Annotated in this window: 13 protein-coding genes; 11 read left to right on the top strand and 2 right to left on the bottom strand. The window is 67.5% G+C overall.

All coding sequences use genetic code 11. From position 1 onward, the window contains the following. Window positions 1–53 precede the first annotated feature (53 nt). The 10 genes from fmt (at window position 54) to ACOYR4_RS22145 (ending at window position 9,066) form a co-directional block, all read left to right on the top strand. Window positions 54–1,028, top strand: coding sequence for a methionyl-tRNA formyltransferase (fmt, locus tag ACOYR4_RS22190; RefSeq protein ID WP_110960808.1), 975 nt, complete (start codon window positions 54–56; stop codon window positions 1,026–1,028). Between the two features lie 47 nt (window positions 1,029–1,075). Further along, window positions 1,076–1,849 (top strand): AzlC family ABC transporter permease, encoded by a 774-nt coding sequence (locus tag ACOYR4_RS22185; RefSeq protein WP_369817443.1) that lies wholly within the window; start codon window positions 1,076–1,078, stop codon window positions 1,847–1,849. After that, the gene (locus ACOYR4_RS22180; protein ID WP_015016233.1) at window positions 1,846–2,181 is read left to right on the top strand and encodes an AzlD domain-containing protein; all 336 of its coding nucleotides are present in this window, start codon (window positions 1,846–1,848) and stop codon (window positions 2,179–2,181) included. Before ACOYR4_RS22185 ends, ACOYR4_RS22180 begins: the two co-directional genes overlap by 4 nt. Before the next feature lie 83 nt (window positions 2,182–2,264). Beyond that, on the top strand, window positions 2,265–3,464 hold the full coding sequence (locus ACOYR4_RS22175; RefSeq protein WP_343735527.1) for a phosphoglycerate kinase: 1,200 nt from the start codon (window positions 2,265–2,267) through the stop codon (window positions 3,462–3,464). A 216-nt stretch (window positions 3,465–3,680) separates the two neighbouring features. Continuing rightward, entirely contained in the window at window positions 3,681–4,367 is a 687-nt protein-coding gene (locus ACOYR4_RS22170; protein WP_056067885.1) for a hypothetical protein, read from the top strand. Beyond that, the gene (locus ACOYR4_RS22165) at window positions 4,364–4,921 is read left to right on the top strand and encodes a FlgO family outer membrane protein (RefSeq protein WP_209816857.1); all 558 of its coding nucleotides are present in this window, start codon (window positions 4,364–4,366) and stop codon (window positions 4,919–4,921) included. The genes ACOYR4_RS22170 and ACOYR4_RS22165 overlap by 4 nt, the downstream gene beginning before the upstream one ends. 187 nt (window positions 4,922–5,108) lie before the next feature. Continuing rightward, window positions 5,109–5,933, top strand: coding sequence for an orotidine-5'-phosphate decarboxylase (pyrF, locus tag ACOYR4_RS22160; RefSeq protein WP_015016231.1), 825 nt, complete (start codon window positions 5,109–5,111; stop codon window positions 5,931–5,933). A 106-nt stretch (window positions 5,934–6,039) separates the two neighbouring features. Next, window positions 6,040–6,936, top strand: coding sequence for a LysR family transcriptional regulator (locus ACOYR4_RS22155; RefSeq protein WP_422848079.1), 897 nt, complete (start codon window positions 6,040–6,042; stop codon window positions 6,934–6,936). Window positions 6,937–7,102: 166 nt separating this feature from the next. After that, window positions 7,103–8,077: a Bug family tripartite tricarboxylate transporter substrate binding protein gene (locus ACOYR4_RS22150; RefSeq protein WP_422848078.1), complete on the top strand. Its 975-nt coding sequence runs from the start codon at window positions 7,103–7,105 to the stop codon at window positions 8,075–8,077. Further along, window positions 8,074–9,066 carry a succinylglutamate desuccinylase gene (locus tag ACOYR4_RS22145; RefSeq protein WP_422848077.1) on the top strand — a complete coding sequence of 331 codons (993 nt, stop codon included), beginning with the start codon at window positions 8,074–8,076 and terminating at the stop codon, window positions 9,064–9,066. The genes ACOYR4_RS22150 and ACOYR4_RS22145 overlap by 4 nt, the downstream gene beginning before the upstream one ends. 48 nt (window positions 9,067–9,114) lie before the next feature. Here ACOYR4_RS22145 and ACOYR4_RS22140 read toward each other — a convergent pair whose 3' ends face one another. Both ACOYR4_RS22140 and ACOYR4_RS22135 read right to left on the bottom strand, forming a co-directional pair. Beyond that, window positions 9,115–10,086, bottom strand: coding sequence for an EamA family transporter (locus tag ACOYR4_RS22140; protein WP_015016227.1), 972 nt, complete (start codon window positions 10,084–10,086; stop codon window positions 9,115–9,117). Then, the gene (locus ACOYR4_RS22135) at window positions 10,083–10,523 is read right to left on the bottom strand and encodes an acyl-CoA thioesterase (protein ID WP_110960816.1); all 441 of its coding nucleotides are present in this window, start codon (window positions 10,521–10,523) and stop codon (window positions 10,083–10,085) included. The genes ACOYR4_RS22140 and ACOYR4_RS22135 overlap by 4 nt, the downstream gene beginning before the upstream one ends. Before the next feature lie 320 nt (window positions 10,524–10,843). Between ACOYR4_RS22135 and ACOYR4_RS22130 the strand changes: the two genes are divergently transcribed. After that, window positions 10,844–12,814 (top strand): methyl-accepting chemotaxis protein, encoded by a 1,971-nt coding sequence (locus tag ACOYR4_RS22130; RefSeq protein WP_422848076.1) that lies wholly within the window; start codon window positions 10,844–10,846, stop codon window positions 12,812–12,814. Window positions 12,815–12,859: the final 45 nt, after the last annotated feature.

Raw genomic sequence — 12,859 nt, 5'->3', positions numbered from 1 at the left:
CGGCCCCGCCGGGCCACCGCGTCCCGCGCCCACCTGAGCCAACATCCGTTTCCATGAGAGTCATTTTTGCCGGAACCCCCGAATTCGCCCGCGTGGCCCTGGAGCGGCTGCTGTCCGCAGGCTTCACCGTTCCCTTGGTGCTGACGCAACCGGACCGCCCTGCAGGCCGTGGCATGAAGCTGCAGGCATCGCCCGTCAAGCAATGCGCGCTGGAGCATGGCATTGCCGTCGCCCAGCCCCGCAGCCTGCGCCTGGATGGCAAGTACCCCGACGATGCCGCCGCTGCGCGCGAAGCCCTGCTGGCCGCGCAGGCCGATGTGATGGTCGTGGCCGCCTACGGACTGATCCTGCCGCAGTGGACCCTGGATCTGCCCCGTCTGGGCTGCCTGAACATCCACGCGAGCCTGCTGCCGCGCTGGCGCGGCGCCGCTCCCATCCACCGTGCCATCGAGGCAGGTGATGCGGAAACGGGCGTCACCATCATGCAGATGGACGCCGGGCTGGACACGGGCGACATGCTGCTCACCGAGCGCCTGCCCATCGCCCCGAGCGACACCACGGCCACCTTGCACGACCGCCTGGCCACGCTGGGCGGACGCATGATCGTCGAGGCCCTGGAGCTGGCCGCCTGTGGGGGCCTCACTGCCGTGCCGCAACCGGCAGATGGCATCACCTACGCCCACAAGATCGAAAAGGCCGAGAGCACCATCGACTGGACACTGCCCGCCGCAGTCATTGGCCAGCGCATTCGCGCGTTCGATCCCTTCCCCGGCGCCAGTACCGAATGCAAGGGCGAAACGATCAAAATCTGGAGCTATGCAATTGATAGCATTCAAGGCATATCCGACCAGCGCCCCGGGCAGATTTTGGCTGCAGATGGCGCCGGAGTGACTGTCGCATGCGGTAGCGGCACCGCTTTGCGCCTGACCACGTTGCAGCGGGCGGGTGGCAAGCGGCTGGCGGCCGCTGATTTCTTGCGCGGCTTTGACCTGCAGCCGGGCATGGTGCTGGGCGCCAACCCTGCATGAGCGTGTCTGCTGCCCTGGGCCGGACACTGCGCCACCCCTCCTTCCGCATGGCTGCCATCGACATGGCGGGCACGTCGCTGGGCATCGCCGCCTGGGGGTTGGTCACCGGGGTGGCCATGGTCAAGAGTGGCATGTCGGTCGGCATGGCGGTGTTCATGTCGCTGCTGGTGTATGCCGGCAGTGCTCAGCTTGCCGTGATTCCGCTGCTCTCCGTGGGCGCGCCGCTGTGGGTGGTGTGGCTCACGGCCGCCTGCGTCAACCTGCGGTTTGTGATCTTCAGCAGCATGTGGCGCAGCTACTTTGCGCACCTGCCGCTGCGCCAGCGCCTGGCCGTGGGGTATTTCAGCGGGGACGTGATCTATGTGGCGTTCATGAAGCGCTTTCCGGAACCCCGGCCGGCGCCAGAGCAGGTGCCGTACTTCTGGGGAGCTGCCTCCACCAACTGGCTGGCATGGCAGGTGCCGTCCATCGCCGGCATCCTGCTGGCCAACGCCGTGCCTTTGTCCTGGGGGCTGGGTTTTGCGGGGGTGCTGGCATTGCTGGGCGTGCTGCTGTCCCTGCTGTTCGACCGGGCCACTTGGCTCGCCACGGGCGTTGCGGCCACTGCCGCGATTGCCGCGTTTGCCTTGCCGCTCAAGCTCAACATCCTGGTGGCGCTGGCGGCTGCCGTGGCGGCGGGACTGCTGATGGAGGCGGTGGACCGCCGCCGTCGCCAGCCTGAGCTGTTGCTGGTGCCCGCCGACAGCGTCATGCCGCCGGAAGAGCGCGAGCATGTCGAGGCGGGCGACGTGGTGCCGCTGCGCGAGGAGCGCCATCCATGAGCTGGTCCTGGATCTATCCCGTGCTGGCCACTGTGGGTCTGGCAGTGATCACGGTGGTGTCGCGCTCTTTCTTCATGATCCCGGAGCGTGAGCTGCCCCTGCCCGACTGGCTCAAGCGGGGCCTTAAATATGCCCCGCTGGCCGCGCTCACCGCCGTCATCGCGCCCGAGATCCTCATGGTGCAGGGTGAGTTGATCGACACCTTCATGGACGCCCGCCTGCCAGCCGTGCTGTTCGCCAGCGCGTATTACTTCTGGCGCCGGGGCATTCTGGGCACCATTCTGGTGGGCATGGCGGTGTACCTGCCGCTGCACATCGGCTGGGGCTGGTAGGTGCTGGCGGCGCCGGGCCGCGTCAGCACGGCCGCCTAAAATGGCGCCCCTGATCCACCGGCCCCTCCAGGAAACCTCCCTCCATGAACATCCTCCGCTTCTCCGATCTGTGCGCCCAGGGCAAGGCCCGTAACCAGCGCGTTTTCATCCGCGCTGACCTGAACGTGCCGCAAGACGATGCCGGCAACATCACCGAAGACACCCGCATCCGCGCCTCCATCCCCGCCATCCGCATGGCCCTGGACGCCGGTGCCGCCGTCATGGTGACCAGCCACCTGGGCCGCCCGACCGAAGGCGAGTTCAAGCCTGAAGATTCGTTGGCTCCCGTGGCAAAGCGCATGGCCGAGCTGCTGGGCCGTGATGTGCCGTTGGTTGCCAACTGGGTGGACGGCGTACAAGTGGCCCCCGGCCAGATCGTGCTGCTGGAAAACTGCCGCCTGAACGTGGGCGAGAAGAAGAACAAGGAAGAGCTGGCCCGCAAGATGGCCGCGCTGTGCGACATCTTCGTGAACGACGCATTTGGCACCGCCCACCGCGCCGAGGGCACGACCTACGGTATCGCCCAGTTCGCACCCATCGCCTGCGCCGGCCCGCTGCTGTCGGCCGAGATTGACGCCCTGACCAAGGCCCTGGCCCAGCCCCAGAGACCTCTGGCCGCCATCGTGGCGGGTTCCAAGGTGTCCACCAAGCTCACCATCCTGCAAAGCCTGGCCGACAAGGTGGACCAGCTCATCGTGGGGGGCGGCATTGCCAACACCTTCATGCTGGCGGCGGGGCTGCCCATCGGCAAGAGCCTGGCCGAGCCCGACCTGCTGGACGCCGCCAAGGCCGTGATGGCTGCCATGAAGGCGCGGGGCGCCGAGGTGCCGATTCCTACCGACGTGGTCGTGGCCAAGACCTTTGCCGCCGATGCGCCCGCCACCGTGAAGGCGGCCACCGATGTGGCGGCTGACGACATGATCCTGGACATCGGCCCCGAGACGGCAGCCCGCCTCGCCGCCCAGCTCAAGTCTGCAGGCACCATTGTCTGGAATGGCCCCGTGGGCGTGTTCGAGTTTGCCGCCTTTGAAAACGGGACCAAGCAACTCGCCAAGGCGATTGCTGAATCCTCGGCCTTCAGCATCGCGGGTGGCGGCGACACGCTGGCCGCCATTGCCAAGTACGGCATCGACAAACAGGTGGGTTACATCTCCACCGGTGGCGGCGCCTTCCTGGAAGTGCTGGAAGGCAAAAAGCTGCCCGCTTTCGACATCCTGGAGCAGCGCGCAGCCGCTTCCGTGTAAGCAAATGCAAGGCGGGCCGCTGCAAAGGTGGGTCCGCCTGCTTACACGCCTTGCATCGGCACACAACTGTGACCAAAAACAACGAACTGTGTACGCCGGAGCGTAGTTAGCGTAATTTTTTCTTGTTTTTGTTGAGGATACCGCCCAGAATTATTTTTCAATCGTGCGGGTCGCATCTGTTCGGATCCTCGCAAATTCAGTCCGTAGGAGGGAATCATGTCGTTTTCAAAGGCAATCAGCTTGGCCGTGCTGGCTGGCGCTGTGGCAACTTTGGTGGGGTGCGCACAGAGGGCGCCTATTCCCGTCGCGGAAAATTTCGAGTACACCTCGCAGCCCAAAGTCCGCTCCGCTGGCCACTGGGATCTGGTGTCGCGCGATGTGGTCAACCAGACGCTGAGCACCCTGGACAAGGCCGGCGTGGCCCCCAACACCCCTCTGCACGTTTCCCTGCCTGCCAACGCTACGCAGTTTGAAACCGCCTTCCGCGAGTTCCTGATCACCAAGCTGGTACAGAACGGCGCCGTGGTGCAGCAGAACCTGGGCCAGGCGCTGGAAGTCTCCTACGGTATCCAGGTCGTGCGCCACAACAGCGACCGCCCGCACTTCATTCCTGGCCAGTTCACCATGCTGGCTGCAGGCCTGTTTGCCGCCTACGGCCTGCGCCATGAGCACATCGACGCCCAGCTGGCCGCAGGCCTCGGTCTGTCGATCGCCGCTGATTACGCCAACAGCATCAACTCCGGCGGCCCGACCAACACCGAGCTGATCCTGACCACCACCGTCACGCGCGGCGGCCAGTACCTGGCCCGCAAGACCGACGTGTACTACCTGGAAAACGCTGACACCCCGCTGTTCACGCGCCCCTCGTACAAGAACGTCAACATGAAGGTTGTCTCGCAATGAAAACCCCTGCACTTCTTCTGACGGTGCTGGCCGGTGCCGTGCTGGCCGGTTGCGCCAACAACGCCGCGCCTGTGCGCGTCGAGCCCACCTACCAGGAAGCCGCCAGCAGCCAGTTCATCCAGACCAGCCGCGATGCGGTGGCCAAGCTGACCACCGGCTTTGACATGAACGCGCTGGGCGCAGGCCCTGTGCTCGTGGCCACCGTGGTCAACGTCAATGACCTGAGCCGCGCCGCCCCCCTGGGCCGCACGCTGTCCGAGCAGTACGCCACCAGCATGGCGGCCAGCGGTTTCAACGTGAAGGAAATCAAGCTGCGCGGCGACGTGTTTGTGCGCGAAGGCCAGGGCGAACTGCTGCTGTCGCGCGAGATCAAGGACATTGCCCGCAACCACAACGCCTCGCTGGTGCTGGTGGGTACCTACTCGGCGGCTGCCAACTACACGTACGTGAGCCTGAAGCTGGTGCGCACGGAAGACAGCCGCATCGTGCGCGGCTACGACTACGCGCTGCCCAACGACCGCGACGTGCAACGCCTGCTGGCTGTGCCCCGCTAATCGCTCGTTGTCGCCAGAGGCTTGCAGAAGCCTCCAAGCCAACCCAAAAAGGCCGTCTCGACGGCCTTTTTTATTGCCCGCTGCAACCTGTCAGGCCACCCGCAGCCTGCGCCTCATACCGCCTCCGCCAGATGATTGCGGCCATGGGCAGAGGCCTTCCGCGCCCACCCACCTAAAATCACGCCCCATGAACTTCACCGACATGCTGCGCGACGCCACGGCGCAGAACAATTCCCTGCTGTGCGTGGGCTTGGACCCCGAACCCACCCGCTTCCCTGCGGGCATGCAGGGCGACCCGCGCAAGATCTATGACTTTTGCGCCGCCATCGTGGACGCCACCGCCGACCTGGTGTGTGCCTTCAAGCCGCAGATCGCCTACTTTGCCGCGCACGGTGCCGAGGACCAGCTCGAACGCCTGATGCAGCACATGCGTGCCAACGCACCGCAGGTGCCGGTGATCCTGGACGCCAAGCGCGGCGACATCGGCTCCACCGCCGAGCAGTACGCCAAGGAGGCCTTCGAGCGCTACGGCGCCGATGCCGTCACGCTGTCGCCCTTCATGGGGTTTGATTCCATCGAGCCCTATCTGGCGTACCACGGCAAGGGCGCGTTTTTGCTCTGCCGCACGTCCAACCCCGGCGGTGACGACCTGCAGACCCAGCGCCTGGCCAGCGTCGAAGGCCAGCCGCTCCTGTACGAACATGTGGCGCGCCTGGCGCAAGGCCCCTGGAACAAGAACGGCCAGCTCGGCCTGGTGGTGGGCGCCACCTACCCACAGGAGATCGAGCGCGTGCGCGCCATCGCGCCCACGCTGCCCTTGCTGATCCCTGGTGTGGGCGCCCAGGGCGGTGACGCTGCCGCCACCGTGCGCGCCGGGCTGCGCAACGACGGGCCGATCATCGTGAACTCGTCGCGGGCCATTCTTTACGCGTCCAAAGGCGAGGACTTTGCTGCGGCTGCGCGTGCCGAAGCCACACGCACCCGGGGCGTGCTGGAAGCCGCCCGGGGCTGAGTTCCCCACCACCCTGAACGTCGCGCACAGCCCCCTGACGGCGCTGGCGCGACCCCGGCACCCTAGATTGCCACCCGCCTGACAGCCGCCCCTCCAGGAGCCGACGATGCAGTTGAAATGGCTGGAAGACTTCATCGTACTGGCGCAGGAGCGCAGCTTCACCCGTGCCGCCGAGCTGCGGCATGTCACCCACCCCGCGTTTGGCCGCCGCATCCGCGCGCTGGAGGCATGGGCGGGCACGCCGCTGGTGGAGCGGGGCGGAGGCCCTGTCACCCTCACACCCGCCGGGCAAAGTTTTCTGGACACCGCCGGGCAAATGGTGCGCAACCTCACCCAGTCGCACGAAGAGCTGCAAAGCCTGGCCGGGCGCCAGGCCCGCACCGTGACCCTGGCCACGGGCCGCACCTTGGCGCGCACCGTGGTGGCCGACTGGCTGGTGCGCCTGCAGCCCATTTTGCAGGGCGGCGAGCTGTGTATTCGCACCCGGGCGCTGGCCGACACGGTGGGCATGCTGGAGCGCAACGAGGCCGACTTCTCGCTCGTGTACCACCACCCGGCGCTGGCCATCCGGCTCGATGCGCGGCAGTTCACGCACCTGACGGTGGCCTCCGACCGGCTGGTGCCTGTGTCGCGCGCCACGGCGCAGGGGCAGGCGCTGCACCGGTTCGGGCCCGACGCTACGCGGGTGCCCTACCTGGCCTACGCCCCCCAGCTGGCCCTGGGGCGGCTGGTGGAAGACCACCTGGCGCACAACCCCCATGCGCCCCGGCTGCAGCGCGTGGTGGAGTGCGACTCGGCCGACGCCCACTACGAATACGTGCAAAAAGGTCTGGGCGTTGCGTGGCTGCCCTGGTCCATGGTGTTTGCCGACTGCAAGGCCCAGCGGCTGGCACTCGCGGGAGACGCCCGCATGGAGGTGCGGTTTGACGTGCGCCTGTACCGTCCCAAGCGCCGCCTGGGGCCGCTGGCCGAGGCGCTGTGGAAGGCGCTGGCGCAGCGCTGATACGCCTGCGCCCGCTGTGGCTGGCCTGCGGGTTTCCCCGTGTCGGATATTGTGAATCGGCACGACATGGTGCCGTTTTGGCACCAACGCCCAGCGGCGGACTTTTCACAATCCAGTCCATACCTCACCCGCACCATCCACCCCGCCTTTGCCCAGGAGTTCCGCCATGACCACCGTCCATCCCCTGCGCCGTGTTGCACTGCTGTGCGGCCTGGCCGTTCTTGCTGCCCCTGCCATCGCGCAAGACGCCTACCCCAGCAAGCCCATCACCATCGTGGTCGGCTACCCGCCCGGCGGCAGTACCGACCTGACCGCACGCACAGTGGCTACCGAGCTGGGTAACAAGCTTGGCGTGCCAGTCGTGATCGAGAACCTGGGCGGTGCCGGTGGCGCGATCGGCGCGCAGAAGGTCGCCAACGCGGCGCCCGACGGCTACACCCTGCTGGTGGGTGCCAACAACGAGATTGCGATCAACAAGCTCGTGACCAAGAAGGTCAAGTACGACATCAAGGACTTCACCGCCATCGGCCTCATTGCCTCGCAGCCGCTGGTGCTGGTGGCTTCCACCGGCGCGGGCGTCAAGAACATGGCGGAGTTCACGCAGAAGGTGTCCAAGAACCCCGGCAAGTTCAGCTACGGCAGCTCGGGCGTGGGCACGGCGCTGCACCTGGCGGGCGAGGCCGTGAAGGAGCAGGGCAAGCTGTTCATGACGCACATCCCCTACCGGGGCGTGGCACCGCTCACCAGCGACCTCATGGGCAACAACCTGGAGTACGGCGTGTTCGTGCTCTCCAGCGGCCTGCCGCACATCAAGAGCGGCAAGGTGATTGCACTGGGCACTACCGAGGCCAAGCGCTCGGCCACCACACCCGACATACCGGCGCTGGCCGAGTCGCCGCAGTACAAGAACGTGGACATCAGCGTGTGGTTTGCGCTCATGGGGCCTGCCAATTTGCCCAAGCCCGTGACTGACAAGCTCAAGAAGGCGCTGGCCGATAGCCTGCAATCGCCGGACTTCCGCAAGAAGATGGAAGCCAGTGGCTCCACCGTGGCCTCGCCCACCGTCAACATCGACCAGTTCCTGGTCACGGAAGTGGCCAAGTACAAGAAGATTGTTGAATTCGCCAAGATCGAAGAATGAGCAGCAGCCCCCTCTCTCCCACGTCCGTGCAACCCCTGGTGTTTGCGCTGCCTGCCCCCGACATCAGCGCCTGGCGTGCCGGCAACACCGGCACCGAAGGCGTATGGCACTTCGACTCGGGCCGACCCGGCCGCCGCGTGATGGTCAGCGCCCTGGTGCACGGCAACGAGCTGTGCGGCGCCTGGGCGCTCAAAGGCCTGCTCGACGCCGGTGTGCGCCCGCAGCAGGGCACGCTGACGCTCGCGTTCTGCAACCTCGACGCCTTCGACCGCTTTGACCCGGGCAACCACGACGCCTCGCGCTTCACCGACGAAGACCTCAACCGCCAGTGGCTGGACGAGCGCATCGACGCGGCCGACACCAACGAGCGCCGCCGCGCCGCCGCGCTGCGCCCGTGGGTGGCGCAGGCCGACTGGCTGCTCGACATCCATTCCATGCACGAGCCCTCGGCGCCGCTGCTGCTCACCGGCATCCAGCCGCGCAACCTGGCGCTGGCGCGCGCCATGCGCTCGCCCGAGCACATCGTGGTGGACGCCGGCCACAAGGACGGCGTGCGCATGCGCGACTACGGCCGGTTTGGCGACCTGGACGACAACGGCACCCACTCGCTACTCATCGAATGTGGCTTCCATGGCGACCCGGCCAGCCGCGCCGTGGCGCAGGACCAGTGCGTGCGCTTCATCGAACAATCTGGCGATCTGAGCGCCGACGCGCTGGCGCAGCAGCTGCCTGGCTGGCGCCTGCCCGACGCACCGCACCAGTGGGCGCTGGAGGTGACCGGCCCCGTGGTCGCCACCAGCAGCGCCTTCCGGTTTGTGGCGCCGTACACGGGCCTGGAGGTGTTCGAGAAGGCGGGCACGGTGATTGGTGACAACGACGGCGTGCCGGTGGTCACTCCGTACGACGACTGTGTGCTGGTGATGCCCTCGGTGCGCCAGGCGCGTGCCGGGGTGACCGTGGTACGCTTTGCGCGGCGCCGGTTGGTGTAGGCAGTGCTGTCGTTGTTTGCTATCTAGTTGATAGCTGCTAAGGCATATTCAACTAGCGCTACCGGCCATTTTGGCTTGTAGTCGGGGCCCCAGCACCACGCAGGCCAGCGCGGCCACCACCAGCGCAATGCCTGCCCACTGCCAGGGCGCCACGCCCTCGTCCAGCAGCAGCCAGCCTGCGGTGAGGCCCACCACCGGCACCGCCAGGCTGAACGGCGCCACGCGGTTGGCGGGGTAGCGCTGCAGCAGGTTGGTCCACAGCGCGTAGCCCACGATGGTGGCCGCCCAGCCCAGGTAGGCCACCGCCGCCCATGACAGCAGCGGCACGTTGGCCAGCGTCTGCCACTGCAGCCAGCGCGCGGCGTCGGGGTCGAACAGGGCGGACAGCGCCATGAACGGCAGCACCGGCACCAGACTGCTCCAGATCACAAAGGCCAAGGGGTCAAACCCCGGGCTGTGCTGCTGCGCCAGCCGTGCCACGATGTTGGACGACGCCCACATCGCCGCGCCACACAGCGTGAGCAGCAGGCCCGCCAGCGTGGTGGCCGCCGCCACCCCCACCCCGGAGCCCGGGCCCACATAGTTCATCGCAAAACACACCAGCCCCAGTGCAGCCAGTCCCATGCCCACGCGCAGCGGCAGCCCCGGCCGCTCGCGCAACAGCGCAAAGCCGAGCAGCGCCGTGAAGAACACCTGGGTTTGCAGCAGCACGCTGGCCAGCCCGGCCGTCATGCCCACCTTGAGCCCCATGAACAAAAAGCCGAACTGCCCCACGCCCTGGAACAGCCCGAACAGCAGCACCCAGCGCCAGTGCATGCGCGGTGGGCGCACCAGCAGCACCAGCGGCAGCGCTGCACACAGGTAGCGCGCGGCGCCCAGCTGGAAGGGGCTGAAGCTGCGTAGCCCCCACTTCATCGCCACAAAGTTCACGCCCCAGAGGATCACCACCACCAGCGCTGCGAGCAGGTCGCGCGCACGCAGCGGGCTGGTGGCGGATGCGGCCTGTGCAGCGCCGCTCATTGCGCCGCGCGCGCTGCGTCGATGTGCGCCTTCACGCGCTGGGCCAGCGCAATGTCACCGGGGGTCTCGGGGCTCCACTTGTCCACCGTGCGCGGCTGGTCGCTGGCATCCACGGCGGTGTACACGGCCACGCAGTGCACCACGTCCTCCAGCGGTGCGCCGTGCACGGCGCCGCTGCGCACTTCCACGGCCAGGCACATGCTGGTGTCGGTGGTGTAGGCCAGGCGCGCGTGCACCTCCACCAGGTCCCCCGGGCGGATGGCGCGCACAAAGTGGGCGCCGCCCACAAACTCGGTGATGCAGGCGCCCTTGGCCCAGGCGCTGGCACAGGCAAACCCGGCTTCGTCCACCCAGCGCAGCACCGTGCCGCCGGGGATGCGGCCTGCCTGGGGCAGCGTGGTCTGGGACGCCAGGAAGCGCAGGGTGGTTGAGTGCATGCCGGGGCTCCAAAGGATGGGGAGGCGTTCATTATTCTCCAGCGCCCCGGTGGCCGCAGCCTCCACCCGTCCCCGAACGCAGCCCAGCGCTCGCGATGCGGCCGCGTGGGCGAAGCTCTGCGTCACTTGACCTGAGTCAAAACCCTACTGCAAACGCGTCCCTACATTGAGAACCATTCCGTTTGGCCCTCGGTGCCGGTGGACGATTTCCCCATGCGATCGTCCTCAGGTTCACAGGGGCCGCCTTCCAGTCGGCGGTGCCGACACCCGCCCCTGGGGCCTACTCTAAAGCGCACGCCGTGTGGCCTGCGTCCATTGCCATGTCATTGCTTCACCGGTTGAATCTGCTCGAAAAATTCCTCATCCTGGGGACCATCGGGCTCATGATGAGTGCCTTGCCCACGTATCTGGTGGTGCGCGACTCCCTGCACGCCATCGACCACGCGCGCCTGGAGGCGCAGGGCGTGGCCCCTGCCCAGGCGCTCACGCTGCTGGTGCAGCGCATGCAGGTGCACCGGGGCCTGTCGGTGGGCATGCTGGGGGGCGACGAGTCGCTGGCCGCGCGCCGCCCCGCCGCGCGTGATGCGGTCAACACCGCGCTGGACGACGTGAGCGCCCGCTTTGCCGCCGCCAAGGTGCCCGCCGCGCAGATGGCGGCCTGGACCCAGGCGCAGCAGACCTGGCGCACCCTGGAGCAGGCCGTGGCCGCGCGCAGCATCGAACAGGCGCAAAGCACCGCGCAGCACACCCAGCTCATCGCAACGCTGCTGCAGCTCAATGAGTCGCTGGTGCATGCCTATGGCCTGCAGATCGACCCCGAGGCCGACACCCACGCGCTGGTGCAGGCCTCGCTGGCGCAGGCCCCCATGCTGGGGGAAAAGCTGGGCATGCTGCGCGCCCAGGGCGCCAGCGCCTTGGGCAAGCGCGAGTTGACGCCCCAGGGCAAGGGCCAGCTGCTGGTGCTGCAGCAGCGCGTGGCCGAGCTGCAGGGCGACACCTTCCGCGGGCTGGACCGCGCCTTGCAGGGCAATGCCGAGCTGCAGCGTGCGCTGGGCAGCAGCGCGCAGGCCGTGCAAGGGCAGATCCAGCAGTCGCTGCAGCTGGTGGAGCGCGACATCCTCAACGCCACGGAGCTGCAGCTGCCGTCCAAGGATTACTTCGACGCGTTCACCCGCACCATCGAGGCGCTGAACGCGCTCAACAACCTGTCGATGGCGAGCCTGGACCAGGCGCTGCAGGCGCGCGTGGCAGGGCTGCAGCGCAACCTGCTGTGGGTGGCGCTGGCCCTGGTGCTCACGCTGTCGGCCACCAGTGCGATGGCGCTGGTGTTCGTGCGCTCCATGACCGGGCCGCTGTCGCAGGCCGTGGCGCTGTCACGCGCCGTGGCGCAGGGCGACCTGAGCGGCGCTCCCATTGCCCATGGCACCAACGAGGTGGGCCAGTTGCTGGAGGCCTTGCAGCAGATGCGCGCACAGCTCACGCAGGTGGTGCGCAACGTGCGCAGTGGCTCCGAGAGTGTGGCCACGGCCAGCGTGCAGATTGCCCAGGGCAACACCGACCTGTCGGCCCGCACCGAAAGCCAGGCCAGCGCGCTGGAGGAAACCGCCGCGTCCATGGAGCAGCTCAACGCCACCGTGCGCCAGAACGCCGACAGTGCCCAGCAGGCCAGCCAGCTGGCCGCCAATGCCAGCACCGTGGCCGTGCAGGGCGGTGAAGTGGTGGCGCAGGTGGTGGACACCATGCATGGCATCAACGCCTCGTCGCAGAAGATCTCCGACATCATCGGCGTGATCGACTCCATCGCGTTCCAGACCAACATCCTCGCGCTCAACGCGGCCGTGGAAGCCGCCCGCGCGGGCGAGCAAGGCCGGGGCTTTGCGGTGGTGGCCAGCGAGGTGCGCAGCCTGGCCGGGCGCAGCGCCGAGGCCGCGCGCGAGATCAAGACGCTCATCAGCGCCAGCGTGGAGCGCGTGGCCCAGGGCAGCGCCCTGGTGGACCGCGCAGGCGCCACGATGAGCGAGGTGGTGGGCGCCATCCGCCGCGTGACCGACATCGTGGGCGAGATCAGCGCCGCGAGCCACGAACAATCGCTGGGCGTGGCCCAGGTGGGCGAGGCCGTCACGCAGATGGACCAGGTGACCCAGCAGAACGCTGCACTGGTCGAGGAGATGGCCGCCGCTGCGAGCAGCCTCAAGAACCAGGCCGAAGACCTGGTGCAGGTGGTGTCGGTGTTCCGCCTGGGCGACGATGGCGGCGGGCGCACGGCCGCAGGCGTGCTGCGAATTCAATAGCTGCAGCGGCATATTGCACTAGCGCTACCGGCTTGAATGACCCGA

The organism is Acidovorax sp. M14 (genome assembly GCF_049331375.1).
In the GTDB taxonomy this organism is placed as follows: Bacteria; Pseudomonadota; Gammaproteobacteria; order Burkholderiales; family Burkholderiaceae_C; genus Acidovorax.
Note: the sequence above shows the minus strand (reverse complement) of the source record. Positions and strands in the feature narration are given on the sequence as shown.